This is a genomic window from Siphonobacter sp. BAB-5405, from assembly GCF_002872335.1.
GTDB lineage: Bacteria > Bacteroidota > Bacteroidia > Cytophagales > Spirosomataceae > Siphonobacter.
Genome location: NZ_NJAG01000011.1, coordinates 115648 through 136604, shown reverse-complemented (window position 1 = coordinate 136604; position 20957 = coordinate 115648). Strand labels below are relative to the sequence as shown.

Annotated in this window: 13 protein-coding genes; 10 read left to right on the top strand and 3 right to left on the bottom strand. The window is 49.7% G+C overall.

Annotated features, from left to right (window positions below):
- Positions 1–88: 88 nt before the first annotated feature.
- The 4 genes from infB (at position 89) to BWI97_RS10655 (ending at position 10613) form a co-directional block, all read left to right on the top strand.
- The gene (gene infB / locus BWI97_RS10670) at positions 89–3343 is read left to right on the top strand and encodes a translation initiation factor IF-2 (protein ID WP_233207805.1); all 3255 of its coding nucleotides are present in this window, start codon (positions 89–91) and stop codon (positions 3341–3343) included.
- 226 nt (positions 3344–3569) lie between these two features.
- Positions 3570–5615 (top strand): BatA domain-containing protein, encoded by a 2046-nt coding sequence (locus BWI97_RS10665; protein WP_102200999.1) that lies wholly within the window; start codon positions 3570–3572, stop codon positions 5613–5615.
- Between the two features lie 245 nt (positions 5616–5860).
- Entirely contained in the window at positions 5861–8884 is a 3024-nt protein-coding gene (locus BWI97_RS10660; RefSeq protein WP_102200998.1) for a TonB-dependent receptor, read from the top strand.
- Between the two features lie 43 nt (positions 8885–8927).
- The gene (locus tag BWI97_RS10655; protein ID WP_102200997.1) at positions 8928–10613 is read left to right on the top strand and encodes a RagB/SusD family nutrient uptake outer membrane protein; all 1686 of its coding nucleotides are present in this window, start codon (positions 8928–8930) and stop codon (positions 10611–10613) included.
- 184 nt (positions 10614–10797) lie between these two features.
- Here BWI97_RS10655 and BWI97_RS10650 read toward each other — a convergent pair whose 3' ends face one another.
- Positions 10798–11625, bottom strand: coding sequence for a ThiF family adenylyltransferase (locus tag BWI97_RS10650; protein ID WP_094809464.1), 828 nt, complete (start codon positions 11623–11625; stop codon positions 10798–10800).
- Between the two features lie 18 nt (positions 11626–11643).
- Positions 11644–12303, bottom strand: a complete 660-nt coding sequence (locus BWI97_RS10645) for a TatD family hydrolase (protein WP_102200996.1) — start codon at positions 12301–12303, stop codon at positions 11644–11646.
- 152 nt (positions 12304–12455) lie between these two features.
- Between BWI97_RS10645 and gltX the strand changes: the two genes are divergently transcribed.
- The 6 genes from gltX to BWI97_RS10615 all read left to right on the top strand — a co-directional run bounded on the left by gltX (position 12456) and on the right by BWI97_RS10615 (position 19683).
- Complete coding sequence (gltX, locus tag BWI97_RS10640) at positions 12456–13949, top strand: glutamate--tRNA ligase (RefSeq protein ID WP_102200995.1); 1494 nt, start codon at positions 12456–12458, stop codon at positions 13947–13949.
- Positions 13950–14061: 112 nt separating this feature from the next.
- A complete protein-coding gene (locus tag BWI97_RS10635) occupies positions 14062–14337 on the top strand; it encodes a hypothetical protein (protein ID WP_102200994.1) in 276 nt (91 codons plus the stop codon).
- 191 nt (positions 14338–14528) lie between these two features.
- Positions 14529–15311: a TIGR00266 family protein gene (locus BWI97_RS10630; protein WP_094809470.1), complete on the top strand. Its 783-nt coding sequence runs from the start codon at positions 14529–14531 to the stop codon at positions 15309–15311.
- 144 nt (positions 15312–15455) lie between these two features.
- Complete coding sequence (gene gldD, locus BWI97_RS10625; RefSeq protein WP_094809472.1) at positions 15456–16043, top strand: gliding motility lipoprotein GldD; 588 nt, start codon at positions 15456–15458, stop codon at positions 16041–16043.
- A gap of 54 nt (positions 16044–16097) precedes the next feature.
- Positions 16098–17564 (top strand): ATP-binding cassette domain-containing protein, encoded by a 1467-nt coding sequence (locus BWI97_RS10620; RefSeq protein WP_102200993.1) that lies wholly within the window; start codon positions 16098–16100, stop codon positions 17562–17564.
- Positions 17565–17712: 148 nt separating this feature from the next.
- Positions 17713–19683: a glycoside hydrolase family 127 protein gene (locus BWI97_RS10615; RefSeq protein WP_102200992.1), complete on the top strand. Its 1971-nt coding sequence runs from the start codon at positions 17713–17715 to the stop codon at positions 19681–19683.
- A gap of 31 nt (positions 19684–19714) precedes the next feature.
- Here BWI97_RS10615 and BWI97_RS10610 read toward each other — a convergent pair whose 3' ends face one another.
- Positions 19715–20833 (bottom strand): glycosyltransferase, encoded by a 1119-nt coding sequence (locus BWI97_RS10610; RefSeq protein ID WP_102200991.1) that lies wholly within the window; start codon positions 20831–20833, stop codon positions 19715–19717.
- Positions 20834–20957 lie beyond the last annotated feature (124 nt).

Sequence of the window (20957 nt, the reverse complement as noted above, 5' to 3'; positions counted from 1 at the left end):
TACCGTATTCAAAACACCCTAAACTCTTACTTATAAACCACTCGTTTTGACGAATTCAGACAGTAACATGGCAGAAGAGATCCAAACAATGCGTTTAAATGTGGCGGCACGAAAGATCAACGTGGGCATGGGAACCATTGTGGATCGACTATCGGCCAAAGGATTTAAAATTGACAACAATCCCAATACCAAACTAACCGGAGAACAACTCCAGGTATTGGCGAAAGAATTTAGTGCTCCTGACTTGCTTAAGGAAGGGACTAAGCCTGCTGAACCCGCCGCGACGGCTCGTCCCAAGGCTGATGATGATTTGCCCCTGTATTTCCGTCAGAAGTCGGAAGAAGCGGCCGCTGCTCCCGTAGCTGAAGAAAAGAAGCCTCAGGAGCAGGAGCCAGCCAAAGAAGAACCTCGGCTACAAGGATTAAAAGTGCTGGGTAAGATTGACCTGAGCACGGGTAAACCCGTTGTTCCGGGAGCTTCACCTGTGGAACCTGCGGCACCCGCCGTACCTCCTGCACCCAAGGTGGAAACACCTGCGGCAGAAAAGGTACCGGTCGTAAAACCCGAGGAACCCAAACCACAGCCCGTAGCTGAAAAACCGGTCGTACCTGCCCCCGAACCTGTGGTTGAAAAACCCGTCGTGGCAGAGCCCGTTAAGCCGGAACCTAAAGTGGAAGCAAAGGTGGAAACGCCAGCCCCACAGCCCGTAGTAACTCCTCAACCTGTCGCTGAAATAAAGCCTGAACCTACTGTTGTAGCAACGCCCCCGGTGGCTACGGTGGTAGAGCCTGCCCCTGCTCCCAAGCAGGAGCCTGAAAAGAAAGCTCAAACGCCCGAACGAACGAATAACCCGGCCGGAACGCCTCCGCAAAACCCTCGGTTTGGTGGCGGAAATGAGCGTAAAGATTTTCAGAAGCAAAGGCCAGAAACCAAACAAGAACCAAAGCCAGAGCCAAAACCGGAAGTGAAGACAGAAACACCTCCCGCCACACCGCCCGAATTGATTGAAGCAAAAGCCGATCGATTGAAAGGGTTGACCGTGCTGGGTAAAATCGAATTACCAACGAAACAGGATAACCGCGGCAATAACAACCGTGGCGGCAATTCGAACAACGAGAAAAAGAAACGCAAGCGGATTAAACCCGTCGAGCAGGATCGTAACCAGGCTCGTGGTAATAATACTAATCCGAATGACCCCAACAACCGCCAGAATACTAATCAGAACCGGCAAGGGGGAGGACAAGGCAACCAGAATACTAACAACCAGGATCGGAATCAGGGACAGGATCGCAACAACAATACCAACAACGCTGCGAACAACAACCCGTCTCAGAATAACAACCAGGGCGGAGGTAACAATAACAATAATCGCAACAACAACAACAACCGGAATAATAACAACCGGGGTGGTAACCGTCGCGATGAGCCTTCGAAAACGGAAGTACGTGATAATGTAAAGAACACGATGGCCCAGATGGGCGGTGGTGGTGCCAAAAAGCAAAACTTTGGTGCAGATCGTCGTCGGGAACGTCGTCAGGATCGGGCCCGTCGCCGGGAAGAAGCCGAACAGCACGAACTCGAACAGGAAAAAATCCTGAAAGTAACCGAATTCGTATCGGCCAGCGACTTGGCGTCTTTGATGGACGTTTCGATCAACGACATCATTCAGACGTGTATGAACATGGGGATGTTCGTATCCATCAACCAGCGTCTGGATGCAGAAGCCATCGCGATCATTGCGGATGAATTTGGATTCGATGTTCAGTTCATCTCTGCCGAAGAAGAGGTTGAATCAGCTCTGATTGAAGAAGAAGATGCTCCGGAAAGCTTAGTACCCCGTGCTCCGGTAGTTACGATCATGGGTCACGTTGACCACGGTAAGACCTCTTTACTGGATTATATCCGTAAAACGAAAGTGGCTTCGGGTGAGGCCGGTGGTATTACCCAGCACATTGGTTCGTACAAAGTAAAAACAAACGACGGTCGCGAAATCGCGTTCTTGGATACCCCAGGTCACGAAGCTTTTACCGCTATGCGTGCTCGGGGAGCCAAACTGACGGACGTTGCCATTATCGTAATTGCAGCGGACGACAGCGTAATGCCCCAAACCCGGGAAGCCATCAACCACGCCCAGAATGCGGGTGTTCCGATGGTATTTGCTTTCTCGAAGGTAGATAAGCCCGGTGCGAATACGGAGAAAATCCGTGAAGGCCTGTCGCAAATGAATATTCTGGTTGAAGAGTGGGGTGGACGTTTCCAGACCCAGGAAATCTCTTCGAAAAGCGGTTTAGGTATTGACGAACTGCTGGAAAAAGTATTGCTTGAAGCCGAGTTACTTGATCTGAAAGCCAATCCTAACAAACGTGGCGTAGGTACAGTAGTGGAAGCTTCCCTGGATAAAGGTCGCGGTTATGTCGCAAACATTCTGGTACAGAATGGTACAATGAGTGTGGGTGACGTGATGTTGGCTGGACCGTTCTTCGGTAAAGTGAAGGCCATGTTCGACGACAAAGGCCAACGCGTCAAATCGGTAGGGCCTTCTACACCCGTACAGGTCTTAGGTTTGAGCGGTGCTCCCACGGCTGGTGATAAAGTAAATATGATGGAAACGGAGCGTGACGCCCGTGAAATTGCGAACAAACGTGAGCAATTGCTGCGTGAACAATCCCTCCGTACCCGTAAACACATTACCCTGGAAGAAATTGGTCGCCGGAAAGCGATTGGAAACTTCAAAGAGCTTAACGTCATCGTTAAAGGGGACGTGGATGGTTCTGTGGAAGCACTTTCCGATTCGCTGCTTAAACTCTCGACGGCTGAAGTCAATGTTAACATCATCCATAAGGGCGTAGGTCAGGTAACTGAATCCGACGTAATGTTAGCCTCGGCTGGGGACGCTGTAGTTGTAGCCTTCCAGGTTCGTCCTTCGCTCAACGCTCGTCGTTTGGCCGATCAGGAACAAATCGAAATTCGGAATTACTCCATCATCTACCAGGCAATCGAGGACATCAAGAAAGCCATGGAAGGTCTGCTGGAACCCGAATTCCAGGAAGTGGTTACGGCCAACATCGACATTCGCGAAGTATTCCGGATTTCCAAAATCGGTACCGTTGCGGGTTGCTATGTAACCGAAGGTACGGTGAAACGGAACAACAAAATCCGCGTAATCCGCGACTTCATCGTGATCCACGAAGGAGAGATTCAGGCACTAAAACGTTTCAAAGACGATGTATCCGAAGTGAAATTTGGTTACGAATGTGGTCTGAGCATCAAAAACTTCAACGACCTGGAAGTAGGCGATACCATCGAATGCTTCGAAATGCAGGAAGTAAAACGGAAGTTATAAGGAATCGTTAAGGGTTGTAAGTGATTAGAAGATTCGTCAAAAATTTTCGATCAACGAAAACAAACAACTGAAAACTAGTAACAAAATAAAAGCCTTCATCCAACTTGGGTGAAGGCTTTTTCGTTTATACGCTATATTTTTAGTTATTTCAGGAATCCGACTCTAGGACCTAACATTTCACGGAAGCATCCTCTGGATCGCCTTCCATAGCTGACACGTCGTATTTATGCAGTTTTTGTATCCCGCTTTTCTTTGGGGACTCTTGGCCGCCGCTATTCCGGTACTGATTCACCTGTTTAATTTCCGGCGAGTCAAGCGAGTATATTTTACGAATGTCAGCTTCCTCAAGCAGATCAATACGACGACCAGTAGCTTTCGACGCCTGAAACACTGGCTGATCATGGCGGCTCGTATATTGGCCTTAGTGTGCCTGGCTCTGGCCTTTGCCCAACCCTTTATTCCTGCCAGCCAAACCACGGGCGTGAGCCGGGATGGCATCACCAGCATCTACTTGGATAACTCCTTATCGATGCAGAATTTGGTAGATAACCGACGGCTGCTCGATGTGGCTGCTACCAAGGTAGAAGAGTTATTGGGAAATTTCCCGAATGCTCCCACCTTACAACTAGTGACCAATACGTTTGGGGCGGAAGAACATGCCCTGCAGGGAAGTCAGAAGTTACGGGATCGACTGGCTTCCGTTGATTTTGCTCCGGCGGGTCGCTCGCTCGAAAGCGTGTACCGACGGCAACAGCAATTAGCTTCCGCCCATAGTACGGGTAAAAATCAACTATTCTGGTTCTCGGACTTTCAGAAATCGACTACGGGGGATTTGCAGAAACTAGTACCCGATTCCAGTACCCAGCTTTTTCTGGTGCCCGTGCAGGGAACCGCTACCCAAAACGTCTTTGTAGATACGCTGTGGCTGAATACGCCCTTCATTCGGGAAATGCAGTCTAATGTAGTCACCGTACGCCTGCGTAACTCGGGTACCAGGCCGGTTGAAAATCTGGGCGTTAAACTGTTGCTCGATGAAACGCAGGTAGCTACGCAAATTGTCTCCATTCCGGCTGAAAACTACGTGCAGACTACGTTCAATTTTACTGTACGCGGGAAGGGTTTCAAACGGGGGCGAATCACCTTTGAAGATTCACCCGTGTTGTTTGACAACGATTACTACTTCGTACTCAATGCGGCTCCCCGGATCAATGTGGTTCAGGTATATGGGCAGAAATCAGGCAATTTTGTCGAGAATGTTTTTGCGAACGATAGCCTCTTTCAGCAACAGAATTTTTCCGTAAGCAACGTTGATGTGGGTAAATTTCAGGCCGCCAATGTCATCGTACTCGAAGGCGTAGATCGCGTAGAGGGAAGTCTGCTAACGGAATTGCAGCGGTTTATACAGGGGGGCGGAAGTTTGGTCATTGTACCACCCACCCGGGTCAGCGATGGCTCCTGGCTGAATGGGCTGGGTATTCAGAATGTGGCTTCAATTCAGGGGCAGCCTTCCCTGCCTACTTACCTGGCAGAACCATCCCGGCAGAATCCCTTCTTTAGCGACATTTTTGACGAAACAACCCGCAAGGAACAATTGACCATGCCCACGGCCTCGGCAGTATGGTCCTGGCAAGCAGTAGGAGATAAGCTGCTTAGTTTTAAATCCGGGGAGCCTTTCCTGACGTCTTCCAAATCCGGCAATGGGCACGTGTACGTCCTGGCCGCTCCTCTGGAAGCAACGTATGGCGATTTCGCTCAACATGCTCTGTTTTTACCTGTTCTTTACAAAATAGCAGCCTTAAGTGTACGTCAGGAACCCATTGCCTATTCTTTTGAATCGAAAGATCTTGTACTGGATGTAACCGGCAGCCCCAAGAATGCAGTGTATCAGTTGCGTAAAGACAAACTGGAACTCATTCCGGTACAACGAATGATCGGGACACGAATGCACCTGGAGTTACCGCAGTCGAGCCAAAGTAGTACACCGCTGGAATCAGGCTATTATGAATTGCGACTAAATAATCAACTGGTACGTTTGCTGGCCCTCAACCACGGCCATGAAGAATCGCGGATGCAGGTATATACGCCGGATGAACTGCGAGCCATTTTCAAGAATAGAAAAAATGTACAAGTATTCGACAACGTTACCAGGACCGATGTCGCTACCGCCTATAAAGAGCAACACATAGGAAAAGACCTGTGGAAGTGGTTTATTATTGCGGCTTTAAGTTTCTTACTCACCGAAATTGCTTTAGTACGCTGGATGAAAGGCTAGTAAAGCTCTGATAACTAGTGAATTAAAGACTTGTATAGATTTATATTTTTCCCATACAGAAGGCCTTAATCTGCGGATTGAGGCCTTTTTAATTGTATTATTTTAGCTATTAATTTATTTGATAAGTATTAATATTAAATTTTTTCTTTGAATAGTTTAAAAAATAAGGGTTTGTATAGACAAAAGCGGTCATTTTAGCGATGTAAAGCATCACAGAACCCTTAAACGATAACCTGTACTTTCGTATGAAGAACCTATTACTAAGTCTATTCTTGCTCGGACTTGGTTGGAATGTATTTGCTCAGGATCGTCCCATTAGCGGTCGGGTTACCGGAGACGATACGCAACCCATTCCCGGAGCCAGCGTTTCAGTCAAAGGAACCACGCGGGGAGCCGTAACGAACGCCGAGGGGAGATTCACCCTGAGCGTACCTGAGAATGCTATTCTGGTGGTTTCTTCCGTAGGGTATCTCACGCGGGAGTTTCCGGTGGGAAATCAGAATTCACTGGAACTAGTCATTCCGTCTTCGTCCGCTGAATTATCGGAAGTGGTCGTCGTCGGTTACGGAACCCAGAAAAAGAGCCAGTTGACCGGAGCCATTTCCTCCGTAAGTTCCAAGGAAATTGCTGAACTGCCCATCACTAACGCCCGGCAGGCCTTACAGGGTCGGGCCGCGGGGGTTGATGTCGTGCAATCGGGTAGCCGACCCGGAGCGGGCGTAACGGTACGAATTCGCGGACGTCGTTCGATTAACGCTTCCAATGACCCCCTGTACGTAGTCGATGGAATTCCGTTGGCGGGAGGTATTGACGACCTGAACCCGAACGATATTCAATCGATGGAAGTATTGAAAGATGCGTCGGCAACTGCCATCTACGGGTCTCGGGGAGCCAATGGCGTTGTGATTGTTTCTACCCGTCGGGGAACTACTGGCAAAACCATCGTGAGTTACGATGGGTATTACGGCATTTCACAGGTACTGGGCAAGATCGATGTCATGAATGGTGCTGAGTTTGCCGAGTACAAACGCGAATCGCGGCGGACCTCAGGTCGCTACAATGACTCGGACCCGGCAGCCGATAGTAAAATCTTTGAAGCCGTAGAATTGGATGGTATTGCCAACAATCGCACGACCGATTACCAGTCGTATATTTTCCGTACGGGGCAAATTCAGAGTCACCAGTTAGGGGTACAGGGCGGCAGCGAAAAAACGCAGTTTGCTATTTCGGGCAACTTTTTTCAGGATAAAGGAATCATTAAAACCCAGGATTTTACGCGGTATTCCTTCCGGATCAATCTGGATCACCAGATAACGAAACGGATTAAAGTGGGTACATCTACTTTCGCCGTATACAGCGTTGCGAACGGAAACGATACGTTCTATCCGGGTGGTGGCAATGGCTTTAACCCCCTGGGATTAACCTTACGGGAAAATCCGCTGGGAAAACCCTACGACGAGAACGGTAATCTGATTTTCCTTCCAACGTCCGATGGTTTACAGTCAAACCCGGCGGCGGAAGTAGTACCCGGATCAAACATTGCCGAAACGAAAACGATCCGTATTTTCAACAGCCTTTACGGGGAATGGAACATCATTGACGGACTTAAATACCGACTCAATTTCGGACCAGACTTTACGAACCGTCGCTTTGGCCGTTTCTGGGGTACTTACACGAGTGATCGACGGGGTGGTGATCCCCGGGGTCTGACCGATTACTCGCAGGGCTTTAACTATACGCTGGAAAATATCCTGACGTATCAGAAACAGTTCCGCGAAGTACACGATCTGAATATTACGGCTCTGCACTCCATTCAGCGGGATAACTACGAAACAGCTCGGATCAACGTGAATGGTATTCCCGCTTCTACGCAGGAATTCTACAGTTTGGGCCAGGCATCGACCATTGCCGGCGTGGGTACCGGATTGACTCAGTGGACTTTACTATCGTTCATGGGGCGGGTCAATTATAGTTATAATGATAAATACCTGATCACACTGACGGGTCGGTACGATGGATCTTCGCGTTTTGGTAGAAACAATAAATTCGGGTTTTTTCCCTCGTTGGCCGTGGGTTGGAATATGAGTAACGAAGCGTTCCTGAAAGGCGTAAGCTGGCTCGATCAGTTGAAACTTCGGGGTAGTTGGGGTTCCATTGGTAATACGGCCATTGATCCTTACCAAACGCAAAACCTCCTGTCCCGTACCGTCTACGCCTGGAACACGATCGGGGCGTACGGCTACCGACCCAACGTACTGGGGAACCCCAACTTACGCTGGGAAACGACTACAACGGCAAACGTCGGTTTGGACTACAGTTTCTTCCGGGGACGAATCGCCGGTTCACTCGAAGTCTATCAGGCTGATACCAAGGATTTACTACTCGCCGATCAGTTGCCGTTCACGAGCGGATACGGAAGCGTATTGCGGAACGTAGGCAAAACCCGTAACCAGGGTCTGGAGATTACGCTGTCAACGATCAACATCGATGCGGCGAATGGTTTCCGCTGGTCAACGGATTTGCAGTTCACCAAAAACAAGGAACAGATTCGTGAATTGTTCAACGGTAAAGTAGATGACGTGGGAAATGCCCGATTCATTGGTCAACCGATTACGGCTATCTACGACTTCAAGAAAATTGGTATCTGGCAAACGAGCGAAAGTGAAGAAGCCAAACGCTACGGACAGAACCCAGGCGAAGTAAAACTACTTGACATCAGTGGAAAAGACGGCGTGCCCGACGGGAAGATAGACGCTACGTATGACCGGATGATTATCGGTTCACAGATTCCGAAATTCACCGCCGGTATGACGAACCGCTTCAGCTTCAAGGGCGTTGATCTGTCCTTTTTCCTGTATGCCCGCGTGGGAAGTACCATTACCAGTGGTTTCCACCAGACCTTCAACACGTTAGCTGGCCGTTATAACAACCTGGATATTGATTACTGGACGCCTAACAATCCTACGAACGAATTTCCTCGTCCGAACCAAAACCAGGAATCGCCCCTGTACGCCAGTACTTTACGCTATTTCAGCGGTACGTTCGTAAAAGTTCGTAACATCAATGTAGGATACAACTTCACCGAAGGTATTGCCAGAAAACTGGGGATGAGCAGTTTACGGGCTTATATAGCCGCTCAGCAGCCCTTCATTTTCTCGGAATACCGTTCGAAATACAAGGGTATCGATAATGAGACCGTGAATAACGTGGATGAAAATCAGACGCCTTCGGCCCGTCAGTTCATTTTCGGTATCAACGCGAAATTCTAGCAAACGATTCGGAACGCTGTTCCGGTTTCAACTACAGACATTCATGAAAAAAATAGTATATTCTTTATTGATTGCCAGTCTGATGCTGACCGGGCAATCGTGCAGTAACATGCTCGATGAAAAAGCCATTTCATCGGTAGGCGGTGAGTATTACGACACGTCAGCGGGGTTTGAAGCGGGCGTTCGGGCGGCGTATGCCTCGTTACGGGATTATTACGGTCGCGAAATCGGTACCAACCTGACGGTATTCGGCACCGATACGTTTACGATGGGAGCTGACGGCAGCTACAAGTACATGAACCGTTATACAACCGAATTCAATTCGAATGTGGATCTGCTCCGGGATCTATGGAATAACTTCTACGTGGCGATCAACACGATGAACATTCTCATCGATAAAGCCAACGCGGGTCAGGTTTCCGGTTTGACGGATGCGAATAAAAACTTGCGAATTGCCGAATTACGCTTTTTGCGAGCTCATCATTACTTCATTCTGGTGCAAAACTGGGGACCGGTTGCTCTGACACTAACGGGCAATCTGGAAGCAAAAAAAGATTTTACCCGGGCTCCGGTCAAGGATGTATACGCAGCTATTACTGCCGATCTGGAAGCGGCGTTAACGCAGTTGCCGACGACTACCGCTGATTATGGCCGGGTCACGAAAGGAGCCTGTGAGCATCTGCTGGCTCGCGTGTACCTGACCAAAGCAACGTCAGAGGCTGCTGCGTCAGATGATTATACCAAGGCGGCTACCTACGCTCAAAATGTGATCAAGAATTATACATACTCCTTACTGACCGACTTTGCCAGCGTCTACGATCAGGCCAATCAGGTGAATAGTGAAGTTATCTTCGCGGTGCAGTACACGAACGATGCGTTGACGGACATTGGGCCCAGTTCCAGCAATACGGGAACGATTTACAATGGGAATCAAACCCACTTATTTTTTGGAAATGAGTACGACGTTCAGGCAGGGATGAAACGGGATTTGGCCAATGGTCGGCCCTGGAAACGGTATATGCCGACGAATTATATGCTGAACACCGTTTTCAATCCAGCGGATCGTACGAAAGATTCACGGTACAAGAAAACGTTCAAGGACACCTGGTACTCTAACAATCCGGGCACGTTTACCAACGTGTTCGATAACTCGAAAACGAAAGTAACCTTTGCTGCGGGGGATACGGCCATTTTCATCCCTGGTGTGGAATGGACGCAGGCTCAGCGGGCCGCCAAACCGTATCAGGTGCTGGTACCAAGTCAGTACAGACCTACGTTGTTTCCGCCATTGAAGAAGTTCTTCGATCCACTGCGGCAGGATGTAACGGCGGAGTGGGGCAGTCGCGACTGGTTTGTGATGCGTCTGGCCGAGACCTATCTGATTCTGGCCGAAGCGAATCTGAAGCTGGGTAAAATGCAGGAAGCCACCGATGCCATCAACGTGGTACGGGTACGGGCAGCATGGGCCGGTCAACAGGAAGCCATGAAAATCAAAGCTTCGGATCTAACCATGGAATTTATCATGGAAGAACGCGAGCGGGAACTGGCAGGTGAAATGTTTCGCTGGTACGATCTGAAACGCTGGGGTGTACTGGTCGAACGCGTGAAAAAGTATAACCCTGATATCGTGAATCTTCAGGAGTACCATAACCTGCGACCCATTCCACAAACGCAGATTGACCGAACCACGGGTGGCGTTACGGCTTTTCCTCAGAATACGGGGTATTGAGCAAGCACGGCGATGATCTGGTAGCCACGGACCAACGTCCGTGGCTACCAGATGGATCGAGCCTGCGGCTCTGGTACGCAAAAGGTATCGTAGGTAGAGGATTGTGATCCGAACCATTAAAGCGTACTTCCGAACCAGAGCCGTAAGCTGGACCCTTTTCGTAGGGCTGGACTTTAGTCCAGCCCTACTTTTTTAAAGCCTGTTTAGCTTTCCGCTTCGCCTGTAAACGGAAAAATTCTTCCCGTTTCCGCTGTTCTTTCTTCCGGGCCTCCAGTTGAGACGCTTCGTAGTCGGCGATGGGTTCACCCAGCAAATCCCGAATAACGACCGAAGCACAGACGGCTCCGAACGTAGCGGGAAGGTAGGAGATCGTTCCGTAGGCCGAACGTTTAAAATTCGAACCGTCGGTATGCATGAGCGATTCGGCTCGTACCAGCTCCGTCGAGTATACCGCCTTGATTCCCGATTGCACGCCAAGGCGACGCAGCCGTTTGCGTACGTAGTAGGCGAGGGTACAGGACTTGGTTTGAAACAGGTCCGCCACCTGTACCTGCGTTGGGTCAAATTTTCCACCTGCACCCATCGAACTAATGATGCGATACCCCTTCTGATACGCCGTTTCCAGCAGCGTCAGTTTCGGCGTAATCGAATCGATACAATCCATGACGTAATCAAACGGCTGATTCAGAATGTCGCGGGCGGCTTCGGGAGAAAGAAAATCCTTGCGTACGTGCAGTTTCAATTCCGGATTGATACTCAGCAAGCGTTCGGCCATGAGATCGGCCTTGGAAAGTCCGTGCGTAGTAGCCAGGGCGGGTAATTGCCGGTTTCGGTTGGAAGGATCTACCACATCACCATCCACAATAGTCATTTCACCCACACCCGAGCGGGCGATAAATTCGGCGGCGAAGGAGCCTACACCACCCAGGCCAATCACCAGAACGTGGGCCTTTGCTAACAAATCGAGCCCTTCTGGCCCGATCAATAATTCAGTTCTTGATAACCAACTCATCGCTTTAAGGATACCGCTTCAACAGGCCGTGATCCGCTGAAAATTCTGCCAGATTTGATTTTGTAGCTCATTCACAGAACCATTCAGCTGCCGGGAAGCCTCCACAAAGATACGATCAATGGGGAGTCGCTGATCATCCGTTTCCAGAAAAAGTCGGTCTAACGGAATCATTTTCAGACACTTCGAAGCGTTCGATCCTTCTTTTAGTAAAGCATGACCGAGGGAAAAATAGAAATCGTGCTGGAGCAATTGCCGGGCAATCTGCTCATTGGCATTGAAGCCATGTACAATCAATGGAATCTTCAGTTTCAGTCGCTTGACCAACGCAATCAATTCAGGGAACGCCCGTACGCAGTGAATAATGACGGGCATCTGGTACTGATGGGCCAGTAACAACTGCCGTTCAAATACCGATTGTTGCAGGGAAAGCGGAGCTTCCGTCAGCCGATCCAGTCCGCATTCGCCCACGGCAGTCAACTGTTTTTGCTGAAGAGCCTGCTCGATTAGAGCCAGGTGCGAGTCGATGGCTGCTTCCTGAATATACCAGGGATGAATGCCCAGACTGATGCGTTGCCCGGCAGGCGTTGCTTCCGAAAAATGAGCATTATAAATGCTCTCGGTCCCTTCGTTGGGCTCGATACGGTGGGTATGGAAATTCAAAAAAGATAAATCAGCCATCGTTTGTTGGAAGAAAAGCGAATCGTACGCAAAAAACGAAACACGCCGCCTGGAAAACAAGTACCTTTGTCGCAGCAACTGGAGCGGAGCCAGGTTACGAATCGATCAGACCGTATCGAACGCTCGTACATCCGCCATCCGAAACTATTACTATGTCTACTCAAGTTCGCGTACGTTTTGCTCCCAGTCCCACGGGAGCCTTACACATTGGCGGCGTTCGTACCGCTTTGTATAACTACCTGTTCGCCCGCCAGACGGGCGGAAAGATGCTCCTTCGCATCGAAGATACGGATCAGAACCGCTTTGTACCGGGAGCCGAAAACTACATCCTTGAAGCACTGGCCTGGGTGGGTATCACCATCGATGAAGGCATCGGCGTGGGTGGTCCCCACGAACCCTATCGCCAGTCGGAACGGAAACACATGTACCGCGATTTTGCCGAAACGCTCGTGGCTACGGACAAGGCTTACTACGCCTTCGATACGCCGGAAGAACTGGACGAAATGCGTCAGACGTTTGAAAAACAAGGTTCGGCCTTTCAGTACAACAGCATCACGCGAACTCGTTTAAAAAACTCGCTGACGCTGCCGCTGGAAGAAGTACAGGCCAGGATTGCCGCTGGTGAACCACACGTGATCCGTCTGAAAGTACCAGCCAAAGAAGAAATTCGCTTTAAAGATCTGATTCGGGAGTGGGTAAACGTTCATTCGTCCCAGATTGATGATAAAGTTTTACTCAAAGCCGATGGAATGCCAACGTACCACCTGGCGAACGTGGTGGATGACCATTTGATGGGCATTACGCACGTCATTCGCGGGGAAGAGTGGCTTCCCTCGGCTCCTTTACATGTATTATTATACCAGTCTTTTGGCTGGGAACGTCCCGAATTTGCTCACCTGCCGCTGTTACTGAAACCCGAAGGCAATGGCAAGTTGTCGAAACGTGACGCGGATCTGGGCGGATTTCCGGTATTTCCGCTGGAATGGAAAGATCCGGCAACGGGTACCGTGGCCCGTGGCTTTCGTGAGGACGGGTACCTGCCCGAGGCTGTCGTGAACTTCTTAGCCTTTTTAGGCTGGAACCCCGGTACCGAGCAGGAAATGTTTACGATGGACGAACTGATTACGGCGTTTAGTCTGGATAAGATTCACAAAGCCGGAGCCCGTTTCGATATTGCGAAAGCCAAATGGTTCAACCAGCAGTATTTGCGGCAACGTTCGGATGATTCGATAGCTGAATTACTGAAGGCGTCATTTCCCGCTTCTACAGCGGAACAAGTACAGAGCATTGTTCATTTGTTGAAGGACCGCGTCACGTTTCCGCAGGAAATCGTCGAGCAATCGAAGTTTCTTTTCGAAGCTCCCACGCAGTACGATGAGCAGGTGATGAACAGCAAATGGAATGCGGATGTAGCCGGGGTAGTACAGGCTTATGCCGAGGCTTTGCCCGCCGTTGAACCCTTCACCGCCGAGACGGCCAAGGAAGCCTTGCACAAGGTGACCGATGAGAAAGGCATCAAACTGGGTAAGGTGATGCAACCCCTTCGGGTAGTACTGACCGGAGCCGCTGCCGGGCCGGATTTGATGCTTTCCATGGAAATCATGGGTAAAGCAGAAGTCATTAACCGATTAACGAAAGTCCTGTAGCGTTCGGAGTTTTGGGTGTAGCGTTTGGAGTTGGCCCATCCTTTTTGGCAAAAAGTCGAGAAAGTTAGACTGAACGCTAAACCCGACACGCAAAACTCAAAACATAAAAGCCATGGCTAAGAAATCACCAAAAAAGCCCGTTCAACCCGAAAAGCCGCGAGTTCATAAAGACTTGGAAGGCCTGGATATTACGATTAATAACTTTGGCGAGCTGAATATGTCTCTGCCCATCGACAAGATCAACGAATTCCTGAACCGGACGGTAGATGATAAAAAACTTCGTCATCGGGATGACTTGGAAGCTTTGCCGGGTCGCAAACGTGAGGATGAAGAAGAAGAGGAAGATTTCGATTTGCCGGACGATCTCAAACGGGAATTAGGGGAGTAACTACGTTTGGAACGTTTCAGGTTATGGGGTTTGAGTCATCAGCATAAAGCCGTATTTAGCACATTGAATTTTATATAAGTAGCTGGGAAATAGTAGTTTAAAGCAGTGCTTGTTACTGAAAATATAAACGTTTATTTCAGCTCCTGGCCCTTTATCAAACGACTCAAACGCTTTAAAACCGGAACACTACCATGCGTAGCCACGAGATTGATTACAAAATTATTGGTGAAGATATTCAGATCGTTGAAATCGAACTGGACCCCAACGAAACGGTAATTGCCGAAGCCGGAGCCATGCTCTTTATGGAAGATGGCATTCAGTTCGAAACCAAGATGGGCGACGGCTCGGAACCTGATCGCGGCTTGCTGGGAAAACTCCTGCAGGCCGGAAGCCGGAAGCTGATGGGCGAATCGCTCTTCATGACGCACTTTACCAACCGTGGCTACGGCAAGCGTAAGGTGGCTTTTGCGGCTCCGTATCCGGGTACCGTACTGCCCATCAATCTGGCCAATTTACCGGGCCAGGCCCTCATTACTCAGAAAGATAGCTTCCTGTGTGCCGCCCTGGGAACGAAAGTAGCGATCACGTTCAATCAAAAAATCGGCTCGGGACTATTCGGTGGGGAAGGCTTTGTCCTCCAGCGATTGCAGGGCGACGGACTGGCGTTTATCCACGCCGGAGGGGTCGTCATTGAGCGGTATCTGAATAATGAAACCCTACGGGTTGACACGGGCTGTATCGTAGGTTTTGAGCAGCAAATCAACTATTCCATCCAGCGTTCGGGTGGTTTAAAATCCATGGTATTCGGCGGTGAAGGTATCTTCCTGGCGACCCTTTCGGGTACGGGGCGGGTCTGGATTCAGTCGATGCCGATTGTGAAACTAGCGAACGCCCTGGGTTCCATGACCAGTGTCACGGGTAGTGGTAAGGAAAGTGGTTCGGTACTGGGCGGCCTGGGTAACTTGTTTGAGTAAACGAACATTGGGACTCAACTCCTAGGAAAATAATGATAAATTCGCGGGAATCCATCAGTTGGATTCCCGCTTTTCGTTATAGCGTTTACCGTTTTCCTGAACGTAAGGTTTGAAACAGAAAACGGAAAACAGACTACTAAAAAGATGCTCCGAACTCTTTCTTACAGCTTCCTGACCTTTTTGATGAGTAGTATTTTATGGTCTTGTAGTGAAGATTATACGCCCAAACCCAAAGGCTTTCCCCGGATTGATTTACCCCCGCACGCGTATCAGCCCCTCACGGAAAATCATCCGTATACCTTCGAGTATTCCAAAGCCGCAGTCATCAAACCGGATACGTTCAAAGGAGCCGAGCCCCATTGGATTTTCATTACGTATCCGTCCCTGAAAGCGAATGTTCAACTGACTTACAAGCCCGTACAGGGCAGTAAAGAACGCCTGCGGGGCTTTATTTCCGACGCGTACAAGCTGGCTGCCAAACATCAGGAAAAGGCTTATGCTCTAAAAGATGCTGTCGCCTTGGGCAAGTCCGGACAGACCTTTACTCTGCTGGAAATCGCCGGAGATGTACCCAGTCATATGCAGTTTTATACGACAGATTCCACGAAGCATTTTCTACGCGGAGCCATGTATCTGCAAACGGCTACGGAGAATGATTCCCTGGCTCCGGTGGTCGAGTACATCAAGCAGGATGTAATGCACCTGGTGAACACCCTGAAGTGGAAAAAATAACCAATGAGTAATGCGGCTGGGAGCATAGAACCTGGCCTACAATAGCAGTAGCGAATGTCTGTATCTTTTGAATTGATAAATGCCCGCATCGGTTGGGAGCGAGAAACCCTGATCGAAAACTTAAACTGGACGCTGGAAAAAGGCCAACACTGGGCCTTGGTAGGCCCTACGGGTTCGGGAAAGTCTTTGCTGTTATCCATACTGGCCGGAAAACGATCCGTACTGGGAGGCGTATTTCATTCCGATCTGCCGAAAGAAAGCGTCGAATTGGTCCCCAACGATTTCAGTTTTAACCGAAATATTGCGGCTTCGGCCACCTTCTATCAGCAGCGTTTCAATAGTTACGCATCGGTGGAAAGTCCAACGGTATGGGAAGTCCTGCAAAACCAAGTGAAACCCGTAGGTACCGTCGACGCTCACTCGATACAGCTACCGCCGCTGGCTTACGAGGAAGCGTATGTGCAGGAAGTGGCTACACGGTTACGGGTTAGTCATTTGCTGGATCGGCACGTTACCTCGCTTTCCAACGGCGAAACCCGGCGTACGTTGCTCACGCTGAGCTTTCTGAAAAATCCGCAGGTACTTTTACTGGATAATCCTTTTGTCGGACTGGATGTAGCGAGCCGGGCCGCTTTGCACGATATTCTCACGCACATTGCCGAAACGGGTACGACGCTGATTCTGGTCGCTCCGCCGACGGATATTCCCAACCCCATTACGCATATACTTGAGTTACCCGAAGGCAAGTCCCTACTGCGATGGAACTATGTACCTCCTGCGGCAGCCAAGCGGCGGGACCAGATTCAGTTACCCGAACCGCTGACGCCCGCGGCGGCTTTCTCGTATGCCATCCGTATGCGAAATATCTCGATTTGCTACGGAGAAACCCAAGTACTGGACGGAATAAACTGGGAGGTGAAACGGGGCGAAAAATGGGCTTTGCTTGGCCCGAATGGCTCCGGAAAATCTACCTTACTGAGTTTGATTACGGGCGATAACCCGCAAGCGTACGCCAATGATTTTGACTTGTTTGACCGGAAACGGGGTACGGGCGAGAGCATCTGGGATATTAAGAAAAACATCGGATTCGTATCACCCGAACTGCATTTGTACTTTCCCCGCGATCAAAACGTCTGGAAAGTGGTAGCTTCCGGCCTATTTGATACCATGGGTCTGTTTAAAAAACTCAAAGACGATCAGGCCGCTTACGTCGAACAATTCCTGACGGCGTTTGAACTGCAAGCTTATCACGATAAACGACTGGCTCAGCTTTCCACCGGGCAGCAGCGGCTGGTATTGCTGGCTCGGGCCTTGATCAAAAATCCGCCTCTGCTCATTCTCGATGAACCCTGTCAGGGATTGGACACGGATCAGATGGTTCGTTTTCGGGATACGGTTGATAGTTTGTGTGAAAATACGGACCGTACCTTGTTGTACGTTTCGCATTACACGGAGGAAATCCCTGAATGTGTAACCCGTATGCTTCAGCTGAATGGCGGAAAAGTAGCGGAAATGGAGTAGGCTTTTGAGCGAGTAGTAGGGTAGGAAGCGAGAAGCGGGCCTTGGCTGATTTGTTCAGCCAAGGCCGATCATTTTTCGGACCGTTTGAAGCGAAGAGGTATCATTTTTTTGAGAACATGCGTTGTAAACGTACCCAAGCTGGCATTTTATGAGAAAAAGTACCTTCCTGACCACTGCGATACTCGGTTCACTCCTGACGTTTTCCGCCCGGAGCCAGGATTATCCGATTCAACCCGTACCCTTTACGAACGTTAAAATTACTTCGGCTTTCTGGCAGCCCCGGATTGAAACTAATCGTACCCAAACCATTCCTTTTGCTTTTCAAAAATGTGAGGAAACGGGTCGGATTGACAATTTTGCTATTGCGGGGAAGTTGAAGAAAGGAGAATTTCAGGGGCAGCGATTTGATGATTCCGACGTGTTCAAAGTGGTCGAAGGAGCTTCGTACTCGCTGGCCAGTCATCCCGATCCGAAACTGGAGGCGTACCTGGATACGGTCATCACTAAAATCGCGGCGGCTCAGGAACCCGATGGATACCTGTACACAATTCGTACCATTTTGGGCGATAAAATAATGGACCGGGACTGGCGATCCGGCTATACCCGGTTTAATTTCTTAAATGGCTCGCACGAACTATACAACGTAGGCCATTTGTACGAAGCCGCCGTGGCTCACTACCAGGCTACCGGAAAGAAAACCTTACTAAACGTAGCCACCAAAAACGCCGATTATTTATTGAAGGTATTCGGTCCAGAAAAATTAATTGAGGTACCCGGCCACGAAGAAATTGAGTTGGGGCTGGTTAAACTCTACCGGGCAACTAAGAAGAAAGAATACCTGGATCTGGCCAAATTTTTCATTGATATGCGGGGCCGTAAAGACCTTCGCCGGATTCTCATCGTGCAACAACCCGACGGTAGTGCTTCGCACGCCGATAGTTTGTACTTCCAGGATCACATTCCTGTAACGGAACAAACCGAAGTAGTGGGCCATTCGGTACGTGCAGGATACCTGTACGCGGGTATGACCGATGTAGATGCCGTAATGGGAGCCAAAACCTATGGCAAAGCCCTCAATAAACTCTGGCACAACGCCGTAGATCAGCGAATGTTCTTGACGGGCGGGGTAGGAGCTAATCGGACGAACGAAGGATTCGGTGAAGATTACGAATTACCCAATCAGGAAGCCTACGCGGAAACCTGTGCTTCCGTAGCTCAGATGCTCTGGAATTACCGGATGTTTCTGGAGTCGGGCGATGCCGCTTATCTGGACGTCTTCGAGCGAATCATGTACAACGGCTTTCTGTCGGGGGTCTCGCTGGACGGTACGCACTTCTTCTATCCCAACCCACTGGCTGCCGATGGCGTAACCAAGTTCAATGGCGAAGCAACCCGAGTCGAATGGTTTGCGACCTCGTGTTGTCCCACCAATGTTACCCGCGTCATGCCTTCTCTGCCGGGCTACGTGTATGCCGTTCGAAATAATGATCTGTACCTGAATCTGTTCATGGCCGGTACCGCTAATTTGACCCTCAACAATCAGCCGATTACTGTAACGCAGGAGACCAATTACCCCTGGAATGGCTTTCAAAAACTGACGCTCATGCCCGAAAAAACTACCGACTTTACGGTACGAATTCGAATTCCCGGCTGGGCTCAGGGCAAACCCATGCCTGGCGATCTGTACCGGTATCAGAACGCCGAAGCTCAGCCCATCACGATTAAAGTCAACGGAAAAAAAGCTGCGTATCGGCTCGAAAAAGGCTTTGCCGTATTGCAGCGTACCTGGAAGAAAGGGGATGTCGTAGAAATGGAATTACCAATGCCCATTCGCAAAGTACTGGCTCACGAAAAGGTGAAAGCAGATCAGGGTCGGGTCGCTCTCGAACGCGGCCCGATTGTATACTGCGTGGAGGGCGTGGATAATGGTGGTGAGGTCGAGCAAATCTCCGTTAATGAGCAGACGAAACTAAAAGCCATTAACGCTCCGGATTTCATCACCACGAGTGTACTCATCAAAGGGGAAAACCCCGGCGGAGCGAAATTTACAGCTATTCCGTACCACCTCTGGAGTCATCGGGGTGTGGGGAAAATGGCCGTTTGGCTACACAATCGCTAAACTAAAAAGGTTCATCTTCGGATGAGCCTTTTTAGTTTTGAAGGATGCGTTCGTAAAAATCCAGCAGCCGCTGTTGTTCGTAAGCCCAATTGTAACGTTGCCGGACGGCCCGTTTGCCGCGTTCACCCATCTGTGTTCGGACGGCAGGTTGCTCAATTAAAATCTTCAGGGATTCGTACAACTGCTCCGCGTCAGTAGGATCGATACAAAAGCCGCATTCGTTTTCCTCAACTACCGATTGATACAAAGGAAAGTTGGACGTAACCACGGGCAAACCCAAGGCCATGTACTCAAAGATTTTACTGGGATACGATCCGGGGAAATCGCCGATGGGTCGTAGCAGGGCGACCCCACCCAGACATCCAGCTCCCGTTCGATACGCTTCCGGAGCTGGTGTATGTCCGTGAAAAATCAGGTTTTCTTTGACCTCCTCATAGCCGGGTAACTGTTCAATTTCTTCAAAGGAGCGAAGATCGAATCCCGGTTTTCCGAAAATATGCCAGCGAAAATCCGGGTACTCCTTCCGAAGAAGGCGGGACGCTTCAATCATGACATCCAGGCAACGGGCCTTACTGATTTGTCCCAGATAAAAAAAGGCGGGCGGCCCACCTGTCGTTGAAGGAGCAGACGAAGGAAATAAAGAAAGGTCCGGAAAATTATGCAGGACGATGGACGGCTTCTGTACGTCCGTATACGATTCCAGGTACGAATCTTCCGCAAAAATGAAGTAAAACTTCCGGCGAGCGATACGGTCGAAGAGTCGGAAAAACCAGCGAAACAGCCGACCATTGTTGATCTGCTTCCCATCGAGTTGCTTCGCCATATTTTCGTATGCATCGAAAATGACTTTTGACCCCAACCACTGATTCAGCAACGCAATGGGTAAGGCTTCGGGGGCGTGTACGTGTACAATGTCTGCTCGTACTCGTAAACTGTGCCACAAAACCTGTGGATGTACAAACAGCAACCGTTTCAGTAACGAAGATTCGTAGGGAATCGGAAGGAACGTAATGGAAGTATCGGAGTTCAGCGGTGGCGTCGCTAGTACAGTAGTCGGGTAACGCAGGGCCGTACTAACCGCCATCTTCAGGACCATTCGCGAATCATCCCCCCGATGCAGGGTACTCAGGTGTAGTACGTTAGGTTTCATGCAGAAATAACTCCGTTTCTAAAGCAGGCCGGAAAGCTACTAACTGTACGTTCAGGAAATGCATTGCGAACGACTGTTTCCGACAAAGATACTACGGATGCTTTTGTTCTACGGAGGCTAATGC

Bases quoted from the DNA above. Each gene is read 5' to 3' on its own strand.
- infB (WP_233207805.1), top strand. From the start codon at position 89: ATGCGTTTAAATGTGGCGGCACGAAAGATCAACGTGGGCATGGGAACC.
- BWI97_RS10665 (WP_102200999.1), top strand. From the start codon at position 3,570: ATGCAGTTTTTGTATCCCGCTTTTCTTTGGGGACTCTTGGCCGCCGCT.
- BWI97_RS10660 (WP_102200998.1), top strand. From the start codon at position 5,861: ATGAAGAACCTATTACTAAGTCTATTCTTGCTCGGACTTGGTTGGAAT.
- BWI97_RS10655 (WP_102200997.1), top strand. From the start codon at position 8,928: ATGAAAAAAATAGTATATTCTTTATTGATTGCCAGTCTGATGCTGACC.
- BWI97_RS10650 (WP_094809464.1), bottom strand. From the start codon at position 11,625: ATGAGTTGGTTATCAAGAACTGAATTATTGATCGGGCCAGAAGGGCTC.
- BWI97_RS10645 (WP_102200996.1), bottom strand. From the start codon at position 12,303: ATGGCTGATTTATCTTTTTTGAATTTCCATACCCACCGTATCGAGCCC.
- gltX (WP_102200995.1), top strand. From the start codon at position 12,456: ATGTCTACTCAAGTTCGCGTACGTTTTGCTCCCAGTCCCACGGGAGCC.
- BWI97_RS10635 (WP_102200994.1), top strand. From the start codon at position 14,062: ATGGCTAAGAAATCACCAAAAAAGCCCGTTCAACCCGAAAAGCCGCGA.
- BWI97_RS10630 (WP_094809470.1), top strand. From the start codon at position 14,529: ATGCGTAGCCACGAGATTGATTACAAAATTATTGGTGAAGATATTCAG.
- gldD (WP_094809472.1), top strand. From the start codon at position 15,456: ATGCTCCGAACTCTTTCTTACAGCTTCCTGACCTTTTTGATGAGTAGT.
- BWI97_RS10620 (WP_102200993.1), top strand. From the start codon at position 16,098: ATGTCTGTATCTTTTGAATTGATAAATGCCCGCATCGGTTGGGAGCGA.
- BWI97_RS10615 (WP_102200992.1), top strand. From the start codon at position 17,713: ATGAGAAAAAGTACCTTCCTGACCACTGCGATACTCGGTTCACTCCTG.
- BWI97_RS10610 (WP_102200991.1), bottom strand. From the start codon at position 20,833: ATGAAACCTAACGTACTACACCTGAGTACCCTGCATCGGGGGGATGAT.